Here is a 20,229-nt window from a genome sequence, read left to right on the forward strand (position 1 = left end):
AAATAATGGAATAATAAATTTGAAATTTTTGTAAATTAATAGTTTGTAAATAAATTCGATTACAAGAATCGAATGGAGAAAATATAATGTTATTAATTATCTTCCTAAACGAGAATTTCGTTTGGATAATTTGAGGATCAAAAAGAGATAATAATACTAGTTTCATAAATACCTATAAATAGTTCAATTGCCCTCCATTGCAGTAATGAAAAACAACAATTACTAAATCAATTATTAGAAATAAAAGATATACTAATCTTAATTTCTAACAAGACTTATAGATAGTTATTTAGAAGTTTGTTTTTATAGTTGTATTGTAAATTTACAAAAAAAAAGTTAATATGTTAATTTTTTTAGACTTAAAGTGTTAAATTTATGTAAATATAGTTTTAAGTTAAAGAATACTAAGTACATTTTATTCTAAAAAACAGACCACTTAAAAATAATTTTAGATTTTGTATATTTGCTGTCCTCAAATTTTTAAAACGATACAAAATGGGAATGAATAAAAATACAGTATTAGCTTGGGCTACTTTTATTATGATACTTATGGGATTATTATTGATAGGTCTTGGTATTTATCGCTATGCAGATGTGGCAGGTTGGGGTTTTTCTGCAGTTGGTGTTGGTTTTTTTGCCATTGCATGGGTTTTTAATGCTTTGAAAGGTAGAGTATAAAAGGTATTTTTAAATATAGAGAATAAAATTAATTGAATAAATAAATATGTCAGACGATAAGAAAGTAATTTTTTCAATGTCTAAAGTAAACAAGATTTACTCTAGCACAAATAAGCAAGTTCTAAAAGACATTTACTTGAGCTTCTTTTATGGAGCGAAAATTGGAATTTTAGGTCTGAATGGTTCTGGAAAATCTTCTTTATTAAAAATTATTGCAGGTTTAGATAAAAATTTTCAAGGAGATCTTGTATTTGCACCAGGATATACAGTAGGCTATTTAGAGCAAGAACCACAATTAGATGATACTAAAACTGTTATTGAGATAGTTCGAGAAGGAGCTGCAGAAATTTATGCGTTACTTGATGAGTTTAATAAAATTAACGACAGTTTTGGTTTGCCTGAAGTTTATGAAGATGCTGATAAAATGCAGAAACTTATGGATCGTCAGGCAGAATTACAAGACAAAATTGATGCTGCTGGTGCTTGGGAAATTGATAATAAATTAGAAGTTGCTATGGATGCCCTTCGCACACCTGAAGCAGATACTCCAATTAAGCATTTATCTGGAGGTGAAAGAAGACGTGTAGCGCTTTGTCGTTTGTTATTACAACAACCAGATGTTTTATTACTGGATGAGCCTACCAATCACTTAGATGCAGAATCGGTGTTGTGGTTAGAGCAACATTTGCAACAATATGCTGGAACTGTTATTGCTGTAACTCACGATCGTTACTTTCTAGATAATGTGGCAGGATGGATTTTAGAATTAGATAGAGGAGAAGGTATCCCATGGAAAGGAAATTACTCTTCTTGGCTAGATCAAAAATCGAAACGTATGGAACAAGAAGAAAAAGTAGCTTCAAAAAGAAGAAAAACACTAGAAAGAGAGTTAGATTGGGTTCGACAAGGAGCAAAAGGAAGGCAAACCAAACAAAAAGCACGTTTGCAAAATTATGATCGTTTATTAAATGAAGATCAAAAGGTTTTAGAAGAAAAATTAGAAATTTATATTCCTAATGGACCTCGATTAGGTACCAATGTAATTGAAGCTAAAAATGTTGCCAAAGCTTATGGTGACAAATTATTATATGATGACTTAAATTTCACTTTACCTCAAGCAGGAATTGTTGGTATCATTGGACCTAATGGTGCTGGAAAATCAACTATTTTTAGAATGATTATGGGTGAAGAGCAATCCGATAATGGAACTTTTCAAATAGGAGATACTGTAAAAATAGCTTATGTAGATCAATCGCATAGTGATATAGATCCAGAAAAATCCATTTATGAGAATTTCTGTGATGGTCAAGAATTAATGATGATGGGAGGAAGACAAGTGAACTCAAGAGCCTATCTTTCGCGATTTAATTTTGGTGGTAGCGATCAAAATAAAAAAGTAGCTACCCTTTCAGGAGGTGAAAGAAATAGATTGCATTTAGCAATGACACTTAAAGAAGAAGGTAACGTTTTGTTATTGGATGAGCCAACAAATGATCTGGATATTAATACATTAAGGGCTTTGGAAGAGGGGTTAGAAAATTTTGCGGGTTGTGCTGTAATTATCTCTCACGACAGATGGTTCTTGGATAGAGTATGTACGCACATTTTAGCTTTTGAAGGGGATTCTCAAGTCTATTTCTTTGAAGGTAGTTTCTCAGAATATGAGGAGAACAAGAAAAAACGACTTGGTAAAGAGGTTACTCCAACCAGAATTAAATATAAAAAACTGATTAGAAACTAATTTCTAATCAATAAAATGTTTTATACAAAAGACCTATTAAAAATTTAATAGGTCTTTTTCATGGTAAGATTATTTGATTAAATTATCTTACCATGAAATATACATCATTTATGACAATACGTAGCTATTTTAGCTAATATAATCAGTAGATTCTTAATAAATTAACCTAACAAATCCATTTTTTAATAGTTTTATTTATTTAAAAATAGTATTTTTAACGTGTCACAAAATCTTATAATTTATCCAAATCGCTTTCAATGAATCATTTATTTCAGACACTTCTTGTTATTTTATGTTTCGTTTTTTGCCAAGTTAGTAATTCGCAAAGTCAAAATACTAACGCAAAAGCGATTCAAAAATACCTTAGAGAGTCAGGAAAATATTTGCATTCTGATCGGCCTGAATTGTCGCTTCAAAATGCGAAAAAAGCATTGTCATTAGCTATAAAAAGTAACGACGAAGCTTCTATCGCAAAAGCCTATAATTTTATTGGTTTAAATTTTGTTGAAATTTACGATTATGATAAAGCAATAGATTATTACAATAAAGCGCTCATTCATGCCGAAAATACAGATAATGATACGATTAAAAGTTGGTTGTATAATAATTTAGGAAACGTATACTCTTATAATAAAGATGACGATGAGACAGGAATTAAATATTATTTGCAGTCTCTAGAATATGCAAAAAGAGTCGATATTATTGAATTTGCCTATAATAAATTAAATTTGGTTAATACTTATTTTGAAGATAAAAAATTTGAAGAAGGAAAAATCCATTTAAATGAAGTTAGACCACATATTGATTCTTTAAAAAACGAACACGAAGCACAATTTTTTTATTACTCATTAAGTGGTGATTATGAAGAATACAAAGGAAATTTAGCTATTGCAGAACACAATTTATTAAAAGCATTAAGCATTTGTCAAGCGAAGCATAAAAATTTCAATCCGCTACATGAAATAGGAATGAATGAAAGTATCTCTTTATTTTATTACCGAAGAAAACAGTTTGATAAAGCCTATAAATATTTGTTAACTACCGACTCTTTGAGAAAAGTAGATTATGAAAATCAAAGAAATGAAAAAGTTAAAGGGTTAATTAAACAAATTGAAAGTGAAGAGGTTACAAAAGATTTAATTCGAATGGAAGCCGATAAAAGAATGCAAGATCAAAGGCTTCTGAATAGTAAAATTTTAATCATTTTAATTGGTGTTATTTTTTTGACTACTTTAATTATTTTATATTCTCAATTAAAATTAAATAAAATAAGAAGAAAATCAAATGAAGAATTAAAAGAGGCCAATGAAAAACTAAAAATTGCAAAAGAAAAGGCGGAAGAAGCTTCTATTGTAAAATCTCAATTTGTATCCACTATTAGTCATGAATTGAGAACTCCTTTGTATGGCGTAATTGGAATTACCGATATTATTGAAGTAGAACACCAAGAATTAGAAAATAGTCCGCATTTAAAAGCGCTAAAATTTTCAGCGAATTATTTACTTTCACTAGTAAATGACATACTCAAGGTATATAAATTTGAAGAGAACAAAGTAGTTTTAGAAAATAATTTATTCAATCTAGAAGATAAATTAGAAACTATAAAAGACTCTTTAGACAATATTGCATTAAAATATAATAATGATATATTAATTAAAGTTGATAAAAGAATTCCAGAATATATAATAGGAGATAGTATTCGACTGTCTCAAATCATTTTAAATTTAGTCAGTAATTCTTTAAAATTTACTCATGATGGAAAGGTAACGATTTCTGCAGATTTAGAAAAAACAGATCAAGAATCGGTTTATATTAAATTTAAAGTAAAGGATACTGGAGCCGGAATTCCAAAAGAATATCAAGACAAAGTTTTTGATAAATTTGTTCAAATAGATCGAAAAGAAGACGATTATCAAGGAACAGGATTAGGGTTAACCATTGTAAAAAAATTAATAGAATTATTCAAAGGTGATATTCAATTGGAAAGTGAAATTAATAAAGGTACAACAGTTACTTTTACCATTCCTTTTGAATCGGGCGAAAACAAAGTCAATGAGTTTGTAAACAACATTGAAGTAGATTTATCTTTACCAAAAACCTATAAAATATTAATTGTAGAAGATAATAAAATCAATCAGATTGTCACTAAAAAATTATTGGAGAATCATAAATTTCAATGTGAAATTGCAGATGATGGCTTTTATGCTTTAGAATTATTGGAAAAATATCAATTTGATGCTGTTTTAATGGACATTAACATGCCAAAAATAAACGGTTTTGAAACTACGAAGTTAATTCGTCAAAAAGGGTATACCATTCCAATTATAGCGGTAACTGCTTTTGAAAAAGAAGAAGTTCAGGAAAAAGCAAAACTTTCTGGTATAGATGATATTATTGCAAAACCTTTTGATACGCGAAAATTATTTCAAATGATTCGTTTTCATATCAATTTAAAAGAAAAAGAACAAGCTTAGATGGTATCTTATTAATACCATCTTTTTTTATTCTTTTTTGAACCGTCTGATTTTCTAGATTTGTTGTTCTTTTTACCCGAATTGTTTTTGTTTTTATTCCTTAAATCAGGCTTTGCACCTTCTTTTTCTTCTTCTTCTTTCCAAGGATATGGATGATTATCGACAACTTTCACCTTCATACGAATTAATTTTTCGATATCAGTCCAATAATTTTTTTCATCTTTTCCACAGAAGGAAATCGCTAATCCAGAATTTCCTGCTCTACCCGTTCTACCAATACGGTGTACATAGGTTTCAGAAATATTTGGAATATCAAAATTGATTACATAAGGTAAACTTTCAATATCAATACCTCGAGCCGCAATATCGGTCGCCACCAAAACTGGAATTTCTTTATTTTTAAAGCTTTCTAATACGCGTTGCCTAGCACTTTGAGATTTGTCACCATGAATAGCACCCGCTTCAACACCATGTTTTTTTAAGGCTTTTACTACATTGTCTGCACCGTGTTTGGTACGAGTAAAAACCAAAACATTCTTCAAATTGTCATTGCGAATTAAATGATACAATAAATTCCTTTTGTCGGATTTATCAACAAAATATACTTTTTGACTCACCGTTTCCGCAGTACTAGAAATAGGAGCAACAGAAACATATTTTGGTTGTGTTAAAAAGGTATCGGCTAATTCCCTTATTGCTAAAGGCATTGTGGCAGAAAACAATAAGGTTTGTCTATTATCTGGAGTTAGTTTGATAATCTTTTTTACATCATTAATAAAACCCATATCAAGCATTTGATCGGCTTCATCTAAAACCAATTGGTGCATGTGATTCAAGTCAATAAATCCTTGCTTGTATAAATCCAATAAACGTCCTGGTGTAGCCACTAAAACATCGATTCCTTTTTTTAATTGATCTACTTGAGGCACTTGATTTACTCCTCCAAAAATTACTAAGGTTTTAATATTGGTATACTTACCATAGGTATCAAAACTTTCGCCAATTTGAATGGCTAATTCTCGAGTAGGCGTAATCACTAAGGTTCTTATTCTCTTGGTTTTTTTGGCTGAACCCACAATTTGATGAATCAACTGAATAATTGGAATCGCAAAAGCAGCTGTTTTACCAGTACCAGTTTGCGCACAAGCTACTAAGTCTTTTTCGGCTAATATTTCAGGAATGGCTTGTTCTTGAATAGGAGTAGGGCTTTTATATCCTTCTTCTTCTAGAGCTTGTTGAATATTATTAATTAAATGAAGATCTTTAAATGTCATGATAAAATTTTCTCCAAAGGTAATCAAAACTAAATAGACTTTATTTTATAGAATAGCGTAAAGTATTTACACCCTTTAGAATTGGGTTTATAACGTTTTACTTTTAATAAAATCGGTAATTAAATAGGCGATTAGTTTTCCAGTCAAATGGTTGTTAGTAGTATTGTCTAAATCTGGAGCTCCTTCACAAATATGCAAGTAAGAAGCGTTTTTATGTTTACCAAAATAATGTATATACTCTCTTGCTTGTTGCACACTAAATCCGCTCAAAGTCATAGCACTTGAAGGAATATTTGGAATAGCATCTAAATCCAATTCAACACCAAAAGGATCTTGTTTGATAAAAGATAAGCCTTCTTCTAATTGGGAAGCAAAGGTTTTTTGTTTTCTAACTTCAACTTCTTCATAGGAAACATATTTCAATCGCGCTTCTTGTTCTTTTATCGAATTAAATACACTTTTGGAAACAAAATTTTCATGTAACCCAAAAACAAAGTATTTTTTTAAAAAACCTTCTTCAAAAGCATAACTAAAGCCATTACCGGAATGTCTACCTTCTAAAATTCTAAAATCGGTATGTGCATCAAAATTAATGGCATTTACAGGTTTTCCTTTGGCTAAAGCCAATCCTTTGATGTTTCCATAAGCATTGTTATGACCTCCGCCAATTATAATAGGTATCTTTTCACATTTTATAATTTGATGAATAATATGAGAAACCTCTTTGTCAATTTTTTCAACTAATTTGAACAGTTTCTTTTTATGCTCTTTATTGGATACTTTTAATTCATTTGCTTCTTGTAATTCATGGGTCACATTCAAATGACCTAAAAGCAATAAATGATTTCCTTTACAAAATTTATTGTGTTGTGTATTTACCAAACTTTTTAAAGCACTTTCATAAGCTGATGCTGTACCAATTCTACCTAAATTAGCCTTCACGCCTATATCTTCTGGAATACCAAAAAGAACAAATGGAGCTTCACAATTGGTAATATAATCCCAAAGATTTTCATCAGAAGGAACGGTCAATGCTTTTTCTCCTAATTTAATCTCACCGCTTCTGTGGTGTGTGATTTTAGCTAAATCTTTAACTGTTAATAGTTGTATGTTTTCCATTTTGTAAAAAAAATTTCATTTCAAAAATACTATTTTAATATAACTTTCGTTCTTAGATTGAATAAATACTTTATAAATTGTAAATTTGTTTAAAAATTAAGTAATCACCCAAAAATTAAGTAATCACCCAAAATTTATGGAAAACACAAACACAAAAAGTAATTCGGGATTAAAAGCAGCAATAGTTGTATTAGCATTATTGTTGTTAGGTAGTATTGGTTATATCTACAAATTAACCTCTGATAACAAAAAACAAGTAACAGAATTAAGCACAGAAAAAGCAGCTTTAGAAGATGATATTAAAGCTAGAATCGCTGAATTAGAAGCAATGTCAGGAGAAAATACGGCATTAAAAGGCGATATTGATGCTCAAAAAGAAGAAATGACAAAACTTTTAGAAGAATTAGAGAAATCTAAAGGTGATGTACAAGCTATGGCTCGTTATAAAAATGAGTATTTCCGTTTAAAAAGAGAAATGGATAATTTAGTGGCGGAAAATAAATTATTAAAAGAACAAAATGTAACATTAACTACTTCTTTAGACAGTACAAATACAGTTTTAGAAGAAAACAGAAAGTTTACAGATACGCTTTTAGTTCAAAATAACAATATGACTAAAACGATTGAAAAAGCTTCTAAATTAGCAGTTTTAAACTTAAATGTATTAGCAGTTAAAGAAAGAAGTTCTGGTAAACAAATTGAAACTACTAAAGCAAGTAGAGCAGATAAATTAAAAATCAGCTTCGTTATTGCTGAAAATCAAATTGCGTCTTCTGGAGATAGAAAATATTATGTTCAAGTAATGGACACAAAAGGAAATATCTTAGGAGAAAAGAAAACAATTCCAATGGGAGATGATCAAACTTTAACGTATAGTTTTATTACTACTGTTAAGTATGAAAATAAATCGGTACAAGTTACTGAAGAATTAGCAGGAGACAACTTTGAAGCAGGTACTTACTTTGTAAATGTATTCAGCGAAAAAGGTGAAAATGTTTCTAAAACAAGCTTTGTTTTAAAATAATTAACCTGTTACTTTTAACAAATAAAAAACGGAACTTGTGTAAGTTCCGTTTTTTTTATTCCTCTTCTTTAGGTTGGTATCTTTCATACGTTTTTTCAATAATACGCAGCATTCGTCTTCTTAAATTCTTGGGTTTAATTACTTCTAAACCATTTCCAAAACCCAGTAATAATCGTTCTAATTCATAATTTGGAATTAAAAATAAGTGTACCAAAATACTGCCATCTTCATAGGTTTCAATAATTCTTTGGCTTTGATGTAACGGTTTTGTGATCACATATGGAGCATTCATTTGATCAATCCAAAGTTCAATTATCATTGGATACAAACCCTGATTAACGGTAACACCAACAATATTCTTATAATAGTTTTCCGCATTGAATTCTTCCTCTAAAAATGGCAAATTAAAATCATAATCAATCTTTTCAATGCGATCTAATGCTAAATTGGTTATAGGTTGGCTGGCTTTGGTTCTGCCTACTAAAAACCATCGATTGTTAAATTCTTTCAATAGAAAAGGATGAAATGTAAGCTCTTGGGCTTCTTTAGATTTAAAAGACTTATAGGAAATTACTAAAACAACTTTTTTAACGATAGCTTGATAAATTTCGTCTAAAAAATGCAAACCCTTTAAATTTTCATTTTTATCCAAATGAATCACCGGTTGTGTATGCGATTTTTCAGCGTAAATTTTATCTTCTAATCGTTGCAAAATGTCGGATACATCATGAAACAAAGAAAAATCTTTGAATTGTTTCAACATCGAAACGGTTTCGGTCAACACATTAATGTCGGTTTCTGTTAACGGAATATCAGTTATTGAAAAATCTTCTTCCGCATAATGATAATATTTTTTATCATACACTTCAATAGGAGCGTTGTAACCCAACTTTTCGCTACGCATCATCTGTAAGTCCAATTGAATGGTACGTTTGCTTACAGGAGTTTCTTTTCCTTCATATTCATATAATGCCTGACTACAAGCTTCAATTAAATCTTCTAAAGTCCATTGACGGTATTTGTTTTGAAGACATTTATCTATGGTTTTGTACCGAATAAGTGCGTTTTTATTTTGTGCCATATTAGAAGTATTCTGTTTGTTTAATTTTATTTAAAAAAGTTGAAATCTAGTGTAATTATAATACTTTTCTTTTTGGTATTCTAAATCAAATGAAAAGCAATTGAATTCGTGTCGAAAACTGTAATCATAATAAAAGAATTTCCTTTTTAATATTTTCTCTTGCTTTTGCTTCATATGCAGCTCGAAATACATCCGTTTGAAAAATAAAATCCCTTTCCAAAAAATGTTGTAATGCTTTTTTGCGTCCTGGATTATAGAGCATATTAGGATATATTTTATATTCTTGTCGAATTTGTTTGTAATACACTTCATAATCTTTCCATGGTGCAGCTAATATTTGTAAATCAAAATCTAATAACCAATTGATGTCCATTTCTCCTTGATATTCATGCATTTGAGTGGCACAAATCATTTCAAAGACCAATTTTGTATCAATTTTAGCAAATTCAGGTAGCAACTTTATCGCTAATTTAGCGCTTTCCAGTTCATTGTCTTTTCTGGTCACTTTATAAATGATATCGTGATAGAAAATTGCATATTCTATTTCATTGGAATGATTTATTTCTTCTTGGTATAGTTTGTAAAGCCTCATCATGTTCTCCAAATGAGTCAAATTATGATATTTCCTGCTTTTAGCAGAATAGGCTTTTTCTAAAAGAATCCAATGCTTATCAATAGCGAACTTTTCAAATCCTATACGTAATAATAATTCATCATATTGGCTTTGTAATGACATGTTTTTTAGTAAAAATACAATTTTTTTAAGACTACGTAAAATTATTGCGCAGCAATGAGCAAAAATTTGTTTGTTAAAGAATGATCTTGTAGCTTAAAAGGAAAAGCCTGTGGAAAAATTTGCTTACCATAGTTTTTACGGATATCCCTGTTAGACCTGCGCGGACTAATGGGTAGAGTTTACAGAAGCACCGAAATTTTTGGGAAAGTAGGGAAGCGTATTTACAGCCGTAATGCCCGTGAGGGAATGTGAGTTCGAATCTCACCAAGATTACAAATAGTTTAAAGTATTAGTAACACAAATTAATTAAGCATAGCTTCTTGATTTATAAAAATAGTATTTTTGTACATAAATCGGTTATTAAAAAAAAAGAACTATATAAAAATGTTTTTACACAAACATCCTTACGCGCCCTTTATTCAAACGGATACTGAAAAATTAATTGTAGGTACTTTACCACCACCGCGATTTTCAACTGGACAACTATTGGAAAAGGATGTTGATTTTTGTTATGGAAGTTATTATAATTCCCTTTGGTTATATATCGATAAGATACATAATTTGAAATTACGTTATGATAATTCAGACGAAGCGGTGGCCCAACGCAAATCATTTTTAATAGAGCGAAAAATAGGAGTTTGTGACATTGTGGAAAGTTGTGAACGTACCAAAATTGATGCTTCTGATTTAGGAATGCAAAATGTTGTATTGCGTAATTTGATTGAATATTTGAACGAATATCCCAATATAAAAACCCTTCTTTTTACAGGAGGAAATAGTAAAAATGGTCCGGAATATTTCTTCAGAAAACAACTGAAAGAATATGGAGTATCCTTAGAAACTATTTCAGAAGAAATTCCAAGAATTCATGAGTTTGTTCTTCCTTCTTTAAAAGGTTCTAAAAAAAGTAGCAAAAGAAAAATACAAACCGTTTCCTTAACTTCTGTTTCAGGTGCTGCAAATATATCTATAAGTAAAAATCCTACTTATCAATATTTCAAAAGCAAATATCCTACTTTTAACACCTTTGATTTCAGACTTTTACAATATGCTGAATATTTTAAATAGTAGTACGTAAAATAATTGCGTATTTTAATTTCACCTTTGCTTCAAATTTAATAGTATGAAAGCAATACCAAATGATTTTGAAGCATTTTTATATTGGGTAAAAGAAACTACAGAGAGCAGATGGTCAAATTTTAGTGAAAGTAAAAAAGATGGTAACTGGTGGAATCATAAACATCAAGTTTTGGAAGGAGCTAAATGGATAGATCCGTTGAGTGACGATGAAATAGACGCTTTAGAAATAAAATGGAACATAAAGTTTCCATCTGATTACAGAAGTTTTCTACGAATTCTTCACAAAGTTGATAAAGACGATGCTTTTGAAGAAGAGAATGAGGAAACAGGTGAAATGACACTTAGTTATTTTCCTTTATTTCACGATTGGAGAAATGATGCATTAATTCAAGACAGATTGGAATATCCTTTTAAATTTATTAAATGGAAGGTATTTGAATCCTCACAACCTGGATGGTTAAAGTCTTGGGGAAATAGGCCTTCATCTGAATCAGAATGTCTAGCAATTGTTGAAAATTGGATTGAAAAAGCTAGAATTTTAATTCCAATTAATTCACACCGATTCATGGTTTCTAATCCAAATTCAACTGCAAATCACATCATTTCTTGTTATGGTTTTGATACTATTTTATATAGTTTGAACCTAAGAGAACACATCATTAATGAATTAAGATGGGATTTAGGTCTAGATGAAAGAGAATATGCTGATGATACAGGTAAACCACCACCCTTAGCTATTTCTAATGCGATACAATATATTAAGGGTGATATTTCTGAAGAAGAAGAAGAAGATTCTATTGCTAAGGAAAAATTATACGAGAATAGTTTACTTGAACGCAGAAATGCCTATCATACGATTCCTTATTGGGAAGAAGTTATTTTATATTATAGCTCAGGCTGGAGTTCAATTGGATTGAGATTCCCATATGAAAATTACAATAAACCCAATCCAATTGTTGTTGCTGACCCTTCATAATTTTTAAAATCAAATACAATTCTATTAAAATAGATAATGAATAATGAATAATGAATAATGAATAATGACTTGAAAATACTAACAGATTATATACTTTCTTTTAAAAATCTTGAAATATTTGACAATTATTTAATTGAAAAGTGGTCTTTTGAATTACTACATCAAGATTATAAAGAGGAAAGTATTTATATGTTGGCATCATTTTGTCAACCCATTGATTACTACGATATTTTGCCTTATTTAAATAAAGTATTTAGAGATTTACGTTTAGTTGAATATGAAGAAAAATTGGCCAGAAACAGTTTTAATATATATCATCTCAATTTAATTAATAAAGGTATAGATGTAAAATATAACCTATCAAAAATTGTTGCATTTAATGACTACGAATTTTGTGACGATTTATATTTACTTCATTATGCCTGGAATGAACTTTTTGAAATAGGAAGTACAGGTTATTATCAAAACGTTTCTTTAGATAATATTGAACAAAAAATCAGGGAACAAGCATCCCGTTTGATGAAAAGACTAACATAAATAATTATAATGAAATACATAGACATTGGAATTAACATAACAAACAAACAATTCCAAAATGACCAACAAGAAGTTATAGAAAATGCCTTACAAGCAGGTGTTTTTCAAATGTTACTCACAGGAACAAGTGTAACCAAGAGTGAGCAAGCGCTACTCATAGCAAAAAAATACCCCAATGTTTTGTTTAGTACTGCTGGTATTCATCCGCATGATGCCAAAAGTATGAATGCTGAAAGCATAGCCAATTTAAAAAAAATATTGATACAGGATGAAGTTGTTGCGGTAGGAGAGTGCGGCCTCGATTTTGATCGGGATTTTTCACCTAGAAACCAACAAGAAAGTTGTTATGAAGCTCAATTGGATTTAGCTTGTAGCATTCAAAAACCACTTTTTCTTCACGAAAGAGCAGCATTCAATCGATTTTTACCTATTACACAACAGTTTTTACCGCAACTGTCTAAAGCTGTCGTGCATTGTTTTACAGGTACTCTAGATGAAGCAAAGCACTATTTAAATCAGGGATTTTATTTAGGATTTACAGGAGCAATTACGGATCAAAAGCGTTTTTCTCATTTAGAAAAAGTCATTCAATATGTACCTTTAGATCGAATTATGATCGAAACCGATGCGCCTTTTATGTTGCCAAAAAATATTTTGAAAGCAAATCTTAATCCGAAACATCAACGTAGGAATGAACCTACTTATTTACCTTATGTAGCTCAATACATAGCCTTAATTAAAAACATAAGTGTAGAAAGAGTAGCTTTAGAAACTACTACTACAACACAAGCTTTTTTTAAGCTTCCAAAATAATAATACCTAAACCTTATGTAGTTGTCAATCGATACTTAATTTCGATGTAAGTACCTTTAACGCTTGGAACTATTTCAAACTTCCCTTTAATATTTTCCATGCGTAAAGCCATATTGGTTAAACCATTTCCAGTTTTATTTGCTTTGGTAATACCAATTCCATCGTCGATAATTTGAATAGTAAATTCAGTACCTACTTGTTTAAAATGTACTTGAATGGTTTTGGCTTGACTATGTTTATATACATTATGAACGGCCTCTTTTACTACTAAAAAAAGATTTCTTCGAGCCGTTACAGCTAAGTTGGTATGTTCTTCTATAATTTCAGATAGTAATAAGGTTTGAATGGGAGTTTTATCTAAAAAACGTTCTACATAAGTCGAAGTATAATCAATAAAATTACCAATTGTATCGTTTTTCGAATTCAAACTCCATAGAATTTCTCTCATGGCTAAATTCATGTCTTCTGAAGTAGCGATGATGGCTTCAATATCTTCTTTATAGGCTTCATTAGAAATTTTATACGTAAGAAATTCGGCTTGAAGCTTAATGGCGGATATTCCAGCACCTAAATCATCATGCATATCTTGTGAAATTCTTTCTCTTTCTAATTGAATTGCTTTTTGACGTTCTAATTCCTTTTGCAACAGTTGGTTTTGAAATTCGGCTTCCTTAATTTGGTTTTCTTGGTGTTGAATTAATTGTCTTTTGTTATACACAAGAACAACCATAATAATAAAACCTACAAATACAAGCAGTATTACAATAGCAATAATAAACAAACTTTTAATGGACGGATCTAATTCATTCATATTTTACAAAAAAGGCCTCTTAAAAATAAAAGATAGGAAAAAATAGTGATTATTTGAAATCCAAAATTAATTTGAATTAGAAATTCAAGATCATTATTGTTTAACGAATACATAGGAATGGATCTAAAAATAAAAAAAACTGCCCAAATGAGTAAGGAAGTACTTATCCAAAAGGCTTGTTTTTTTAAAAGAGGATTCTCATCAGTATTTAAAATTTGCGATAATAACCACAGAAGAGAATATACGATATAAACAATGCTCATTAAAGTTCCCGCATATATGGAATATTCTTCAAGACCTTCAAATGCATAAAAAAAAATGCAACTAATGAATGCTATGGAACCAATTAAATAAATGTTTTTTTGATTCGTTTTTTTTTGATTAGCAAAATAAAAAGTAAAAAAAGGAATGTAGTATAAGGGAGAACTATTATAGATATCTCTAGGTATTATTCTAAAAAAAGCGCCAATTTCAATAATAACAACCAATAGAAAATAAATATAGAACAAGTTTTGCCTTGAAACTTTTCTTATAAAAGAAGCACCAAGGCAAAACAGAATTATAAAAAAGTAAATTTTTGTTAGCATGATTTAACAACCAGGAGGACAAAGTTGGAAGGTATCAAAGTAGTTTCTATTAGTATTATTTAATGGAGATCTCAAGTTATAATGTTCTTCTTTTTTACCAAATCCCATAACAAAAGTAAATCTATGATGATTTTTATCGTAAGGATTATTCACTATTGCAGAATAGAAGTGAATGTATTCATTCTCATCCAATTTAAGATCATTAAAATTGTTAGTGTAGGGAATGGTTATTTTTCGAGTATTATCTTTTAGTGTAGTGTTTGAGAGTTTATATAAATTATCATCTAAGGCTTTACCTAAGTTTTGGTTAAAACTATTTGTTACTCGATTCCATTTGTCTTCATTAATTAGAATTAATTTTTGATTTTCACAGTCAATCAAATAGCGATTGTCATTTGACAGATAAACTAATTGTAAAATACCCTCATCTTCAACCAATTGTAAAATTGTATCTTTTTGATTACTAATTGAGTCTCTAAATAAAGTAGATTTAATTTTAAAACTTTCCGTTACTGCTGGATGTAATGAAAAGTGAGTTGTAAATAATGTTATATAATCATTGGCTAATTTATTAGAAACGATATCATCCATTTTTTTATAAACAGCATGCAAACTTTTATTATTGCTTTCTAAATCATTCACAAAAAGATGAATATAATCGAGATGATTTTTATCTATATTTTTAGAACTATAGGCTTTTTCTATTAAATATAGTATTTCATTTAAATATTGGTTATGTTCCATTTTGCTATTTATTTTGGTTTAATTTATTAATTGCTTCAATTTTGTTATTTACTTGTAATTTCCTGTATATGTTACCAATATGCTTTTTTATAGTATCTATAGTAACACATTTTTTATCTGCTATTTCTTTATAAAGTAATCCCTCAGATAATAATTCCAATACCTCTTTTTCAGTAGGTGTTAACGCAGCCAAGTCTTGTACTTGTACTTTCGATTCATGAAAATGATGCAGAACTCTTTTAGCAATTGCAAAACTCATAGGTGCTCCACCTTTATAGGCTTCTTGTATGGACTGAATGATTTTTTCCATAGGCTCTCCCTTAACTAAATAACCGCTAGCACCTGCCCGTAAAGCAGTAAAAATTTTATCATCGTCTTCAAAACTGGTGCACATAATAAAATTGGTTTGAGACATGGTTTCTGTTAATTTAAAAACCAAATCAATTCCAGAAGCATCTTGAAGCTGTATGTCCATGAGCACAACATCAGGATCCAGACTTTCTAATTCTTTTAATGCAGAAGTACCATTAAAGAATTGTGCCACACAAATCATGTCTTCTTGAAAATCAATAATTTTCTTTAAAGCTTGATTGTAATTTTTATCGTCTTCAACTATGGCAACATTAACTTTCATAGGATATTATTTTCATAGCAAAATTGGAAAAAATCCATTTTTTATGCAATTACCCTTTTGGGTGATATTTCTCTAATACCTCACTAAAGATACAAATCTTATCTAGAAAAAAACTTACAAAAATGATTTTAAAATAAGGCAATGAATATCACCCAAAAGGGTAATGGTTTGATATAGTTCGCTCTAAATACCTTTGAACCAATAACTAATACAATAAAATCATGAAAAAAACAACCTTTAGAAATAAGATAGTACTTCTTTTAGTCAGCTCCTTTTTAGTAGTAAGTTGTGGGATATTTAGAAAGTATGAAACGATTACAACTAAACCAGAAATGCACTTTTCAAATAAAATAATAGCTCAAGACACAAGTTTGTTTTCATTTGATTTAAAAGTAGATTATAAATCATTTGAAGCTAAAATAAATGAACAATTATCACAACCTATAACCGATAGTGAAACGGGAGAATTTAAAAAAGAATATAGAGGAAAAACAAAAAATCCACTATATAATCCAACAGAATGGTTGAAAACAAAAGATCCTTTATATCATCCTAATAAATGGATTAAAATTAGAATTTTAGGAAAAACGATTAAAACCAAAGACCCCTTATATCATCCAAATGAATGGATTAAAACCAAAAATCCATTATATGATCCGAACGAATGGATTTATGCTGATATAGTGGATATTACAGTGGGATATAAATATGAATATTCCATTGAAAAAAGAGAGAATATTAGATTTGAAAATATAGGAAATAATATCCTTCGTATTATAATTCCATTAGACATTACAGGCTCTGTAGGATTTACAGGTGATGGAGCAAAATTATTCGATCTAGATAAAAAGAATGTTAAAGCAAAAATTGATTTTTATGTTGACACGAAGATATCTTTCAATACAAATTGGTGTCCAGTAGTAGAATCAAAAATAAGTCATAGATGGATATCCGACCCTAAAATTGAAATTGTTGGAGGCGTATGGTTGAATTTAAAAGTACCAGCAAATAGTGCTTTAGAAAATAAAGAAAAAGAAATTGAAAAAGAAATTGCAACTAAAATTGAATGCGAAAAATTAATTACTGAAATTAAAAAATGGATTAAGCCATCTTCCTTACAACTAAACCATCTTTCAGAACAATTATACTTAAATGTGAATCCTCAAAAATTTTATCTCTCTGATTTAATGATTGATGAATCCAACATAAATATAAAATTTGCAACAAAATTGCTAACTGGAATAAGTACAAAAAAACTATACAATGATGAACCTTATGAGCTTCCTAATTTAGAAAAATATGCTTTTGAAAAAAACTTAATAGCACTAACAGTTCCTGTTTCTATTCAGTATGAATCACTTCAAAACACTTTAAATGCCCAACTTCAAAGCGAAGGTTTAAACTTTTCTAACGATAAAGCAAAAATAGAAGTGGAAGAATTTGAACTATATCCTAGTGGAGAAAATATTACAATAGGTGTTAAACTTACTGCAAAAATTAAAGGCAATTTTTTATCAACTAAAGGGAAAGTATTCTTAACGGCAAAACCTGTCATAAATAACAAACAATTTGAATTAGAAAACATCTCATTTAGTACCCAATTAGATAATGAATTATATCCAATTTTGGGAACAATATTTAAAAACAAACTGAACAACTTTATCTATTCCAAAACCAAAAGAGATCTTAAAGATGATTTTACAAAAGCCGAAAATATTGTAGAAAATAAACTTAAAGAACAAGTACAAAAAGTAAACAATATGGATATCAAAACAGAAAAAATCATTTTTGATATTCCATATATAGCTATCCAAGAACATGATTTTGTTATTCCCATACGATTGGCTACTGGTGTTGAAATTAAGGTTAAAAATATTTGGTAATGGCAGAAATTAATTTAAAAACATAAAATCATGAAAACAAAATTTTTAATAATTGCTATATGTTTTCTTACATCAGCACATATTATGGCACAGAAAGCAATATCAATTCAAGGTAAAAAAGTAAAAGATGGAGTAATCTACTTGACTTTTAATGGTAAGGAGTTAGAATATTTTACTACAGATAACACTGCGGATAGTAAAAAAACAATTCAAGAGACAACTACTTTTTCATTAAAGGATGATAACTCTTGTAATATCTATTTAAAGTGGATTAATCCTTTAAAATATAAATTAACATGGAAAGACACCACCTATGTTGATGAACGAGATAAAGCAATCGATGATTTTGTAGATCTCTTAACTTCTCAATTTGGCTCAACAGTAACCTCATTAAATAAGAGTGAAAATGCTGCTCTTACTGAGAATTCGAGAAAAGGATTTTTACGAGCTGGTGCAACGGAATTACTAATACCAGAAAAAGGATTCAATAACACAGATCTAACATTACTTTATATTCAGCTTCGATCAAATCAATCTCAGCTTTCAGATACTGAAAGAAAAGAATTAAATGTTATCACAAAATCGATAATAGACTTAGATGCTATAATAGCAACTGATATTTTTAAAAAAGTGGATGCTATTTTCACGGAATTAGTATCACTAAACGAACCAACTAATGTAGCCAATAAAGTTGCGGAAAATGAAACTGAAATAGAAGAGCAGGAAAAATTATATGCACAAATAGACGAACTCCAGAAAAGCATCATTAAATCACTTACTGCATTGGAATTAACTGATAAATTATTAAATAGTTACTCAAAAACTATAATTTCAAAATTTATAGATCAAACCGTTAATACAACTAATTCTAACAAGCAACTAACAGCGAAATTAAAACCTATTTTAGAAATACTTAAAAACTCTATTAAGGAAGAATCAGCCAATGCTACTACAAAAGGTTTTTATAAATCAAGAAGTTTAGGCTTTGAAGATGGTAAGAAAATTAAAGCAGAGATAAGAATAACAGAATTTGAATATAATAATAAAACGAAAGAATTTTCTAAGAAAAGTGATATTCTTAACAAATCATTAGTTTTTCAGAAGTACGATTTCTTTGCTATTTCTGTTAGTACAGGTTTATTTTATTCCAATACTACTTTAAAGGGATATGGAGTAGCAAACGGCACTGATGGACAATTTGCTGTGACAGAAGAAGATATTACAAAAAATAGTGCAGTTACTGCTGTTTTTCTAAATTTTAATTTTGGTGTTGGTTCAAGATACTTAGCTCCGTTAGCACAAATAGGCATTGATCCAACAAAGAAGCGACCATTTTTATTGTTAGGTGGAGGTTTCTCTATTCCAAGCGCAAGTATTGCCTTTACAGGAGGGCCTATTTGGACATGGAGTCCTACTTTAGATAAACTATCAGTTGGACAAGCTATTTCATCAACTACAGAACTGGAAAATGATATCCAATATAAGTTTGATATGGAACCTAAGGGCTGGTATTTAGGGATTCAATATAATTTTTAATATTGTAATTATATAAATAAAAACACTCCTACGTAAAATAATTACGTAGGAGTGTTTTTATTTTGTGGCTCCTAATAGAACGTTTTTATGCTTTGATAATCAATTAGTATTAATTATCAAAACAATAAATACGTAAAAAATGAATGCAATTAAAATTCAAAAGCTATTAGCAGGAGAAACAATTGTTTCTCGAGAAGCAGGTAACAGTATGTTGCCTATTTTAAAATCCAGACAAGCCGTTCGATTGGCTCCCACTACTTGGGAAGCTTGCGAAGTAGGAGACATTGTGTATTGCAAAGTAAGAGGAAATGTCTTCACCCATTTAGTCAAAGGCAAAAACGACAAACGAGGTTTGCTCATTGGTAACAATCACGGTCACATTAATGGATGGACCAAACAAGTGTACGGAAAGGTCATTGAAATTCTCAAAGACTAACCGTGCTTTTTTTGTTTTTAAATGTAAATTTTCTGCTCAAAAAGCAGTTTTAAAAAATAAAAGAC

At 29.5% G+C, this 20,229-nt stretch carries 18 protein-coding genes; 11 read left to right on the plus strand and 7 right to left on the minus strand.

Annotated elements, in window-relative coordinates; translation table 11 throughout:
* The first annotated feature begins 495 nt into the window (after nt 1-495).
* The 3 genes from FHG05_RS03200 to FHG05_RS03210 all read left to right on the plus strand — a co-directional run bounded on the left by FHG05_RS03200 (nt 496) and on the right by FHG05_RS03210 (nt 4,893).
* Nucleotides 496-678, plus strand: coding sequence for a CAL67264 family membrane protein (locus FHG05_RS03200; protein ID WP_008258152.1), 183 nt, complete (start codon nt 496-498; stop codon nt 676-678).
* A 46-nt stretch (nt 679-724) separates the two neighbouring features.
* A complete protein-coding gene (gene ettA / locus FHG05_RS03205) occupies nt 725-2,419 on the plus strand; it encodes an energy-dependent translational throttle protein EttA (protein WP_140996572.1) in 1,695 nt (564 codons plus the stop codon).
* Between the two features lie 257 nt (nt 2,420-2,676).
* Nucleotides 2,677-4,893 (plus strand): tetratricopeptide repeat-containing hybrid sensor histidine kinase/response regulator, encoded by a 2,217-nt coding sequence (locus FHG05_RS03210; RefSeq protein ID WP_140996573.1) that lies wholly within the window; start codon nt 2,677-2,679, stop codon nt 4,891-4,893.
* Nucleotides 4,894-4,904: 11 nt separating this feature from the next.
* On the opposite strand, the gene FHG05_RS03215 is transcribed toward FHG05_RS03210, so the two are convergent.
* Together FHG05_RS03215 and FHG05_RS03220 are read right to left on the minus strand one after the other, a co-directional pair.
* On the minus strand, nt 4,905-6,167 hold the full coding sequence (locus tag FHG05_RS03215; RefSeq protein ID WP_140996574.1) for a DEAD/DEAH box helicase: 1,263 nt from the start codon (nt 6,165-6,167) through the stop codon (nt 4,905-4,907).
* Nucleotides 6,168-6,254: 87 nt separating this feature from the next.
* A complete protein-coding gene (locus tag FHG05_RS03220) occupies nt 6,255-7,286 on the minus strand; it encodes a formimidoylglutamase (RefSeq protein WP_140996575.1) in 1,032 nt (343 codons plus the stop codon).
* A gap of 136 nt (nt 7,287-7,422) precedes the next feature.
* Here FHG05_RS03220 and FHG05_RS03225 point away from each other — a divergent pair, with 136 nt between their 5' ends.
* Nucleotides 7,423-8,310: a hypothetical protein gene (locus tag FHG05_RS03225; RefSeq protein WP_140996576.1), complete on the plus strand. Its 888-nt coding sequence runs from the start codon at nt 7,423-7,425 to the stop codon at nt 8,308-8,310.
* A 55-nt stretch (nt 8,311-8,365) separates the two neighbouring features.
* On the opposite strand, the gene FHG05_RS03230 is transcribed toward FHG05_RS03225, so the two are convergent.
* Complete coding sequence (locus FHG05_RS03230) at nt 8,366-9,391, minus strand: helix-turn-helix transcriptional regulator (protein ID WP_140996577.1); 1,026 nt, start codon at nt 9,389-9,391, stop codon at nt 8,366-8,368.
* A 124-nt stretch (nt 9,392-9,515) separates the two neighbouring features.
* Nucleotides 9,516-10,127, minus strand: a complete 612-nt coding sequence (locus FHG05_RS03235; RefSeq protein ID WP_140996578.1) for an HD domain-containing protein — start codon at nt 10,125-10,127, stop codon at nt 9,516-9,518.
* Between the two features lie 384 nt (nt 10,128-10,511).
* Here FHG05_RS03235 and FHG05_RS03240 point away from each other — a divergent pair, with 384 nt between their 5' ends.
* The 4 genes from FHG05_RS03240 to FHG05_RS03255 are packed head-to-tail and all read left to right on the plus strand — an operon-like array spanning nt 10,512 to nt 13,533.
* Nucleotides 10,512-11,195 carry a uracil-DNA glycosylase family protein gene (locus tag FHG05_RS03240; RefSeq protein WP_140996579.1) on the plus strand — a complete coding sequence of 228 codons (684 nt, stop codon included), beginning with the start codon at nt 10,512-10,514 and terminating at the stop codon, nt 11,193-11,195.
* Nucleotides 11,196-11,250: 55 nt separating this feature from the next.
* Nucleotides 11,251-12,183 (plus strand): SMI1/KNR4 family protein, encoded by a 933-nt coding sequence (locus FHG05_RS03245; RefSeq protein ID WP_140996580.1) that lies wholly within the window; start codon nt 11,251-11,253, stop codon nt 12,181-12,183.
* Between the two features lie 57 nt (nt 12,184-12,240).
* Nucleotides 12,241-12,720: a hypothetical protein gene (locus FHG05_RS03250; RefSeq protein ID WP_140996581.1), complete on the plus strand. Its 480-nt coding sequence runs from the start codon at nt 12,241-12,243 to the stop codon at nt 12,718-12,720.
* 9 nt (nt 12,721-12,729) lie between these two features.
* A complete protein-coding gene (locus tag FHG05_RS03255) occupies nt 12,730-13,533 on the plus strand; it encodes a TatD family hydrolase (protein WP_140996582.1) in 804 nt (267 codons plus the stop codon).
* A 13-nt stretch (nt 13,534-13,546) separates the two neighbouring features.
* Here the strand turns inward: FHG05_RS03255 and FHG05_RS03260 are convergent, their stop codons facing one another.
* The 3 genes from FHG05_RS03260 to FHG05_RS03270 all read right to left on the minus strand — a co-directional run bounded on the left by FHG05_RS03260 (nt 13,547) and on the right by FHG05_RS03270 (nt 16,309).
* The gene (locus tag FHG05_RS03260; protein ID WP_140996583.1) at nt 13,547-14,344 is read right to left on the minus strand and encodes a sensor histidine kinase; all 798 of its coding nucleotides are present in this window, start codon (nt 14,342-14,344) and stop codon (nt 13,547-13,549) included.
* A 590-nt stretch (nt 14,345-14,934) separates the two neighbouring features.
* On the minus strand, nt 14,935-15,675 hold the full coding sequence (locus FHG05_RS03265) for a hypothetical protein (RefSeq protein WP_140996584.1): 741 nt from the start codon (nt 15,673-15,675) through the stop codon (nt 14,935-14,937).
* Between the two features lie 4 nt (nt 15,676-15,679).
* Entirely contained in the window at nt 15,680-16,309 is a 630-nt protein-coding gene (locus tag FHG05_RS03270; protein WP_140996585.1) for a response regulator, read from the minus strand.
* 221 nt (nt 16,310-16,530) lie between these two features.
* On the opposite strand from FHG05_RS03270, the gene FHG05_RS03275 reads away from it, so the two are divergent.
* The 3 genes from FHG05_RS03275 to FHG05_RS03285 all read left to right on the plus strand — a co-directional run bounded on the left by FHG05_RS03275 (nt 16,531) and on the right by FHG05_RS03285 (nt 20,164).
* On the plus strand, nt 16,531-18,192 hold the full coding sequence (locus tag FHG05_RS03275) for a DUF4403 family protein (protein ID WP_140996586.1): 1,662 nt from the start codon (nt 16,531-16,533) through the stop codon (nt 18,190-18,192).
* Between the two features lie 84 nt (nt 18,193-18,276).
* A complete protein-coding gene (locus FHG05_RS03280; protein ID WP_140996587.1) occupies nt 18,277-19,728 on the plus strand; it encodes a hypothetical protein in 1,452 nt (483 codons plus the stop codon).
* 139 nt (nt 19,729-19,867) lie between these two features.
* Nucleotides 19,868-20,164, plus strand: a complete 297-nt coding sequence (locus tag FHG05_RS03285; RefSeq protein WP_140996588.1) for a phage repressor protein — start codon at nt 19,868-19,870, stop codon at nt 20,162-20,164.
* Nucleotides 20,165-20,229: the final 65 nt, after the last annotated feature.

Origin of the sequence: Flavobacterium profundi, from assembly GCF_006491645.1 — a bacterium.
In the GTDB taxonomy this organism is placed as follows: Bacteria; Bacteroidota; Bacteroidia; order Flavobacteriales; family Flavobacteriaceae; genus Flavobacterium; species Flavobacterium profundi.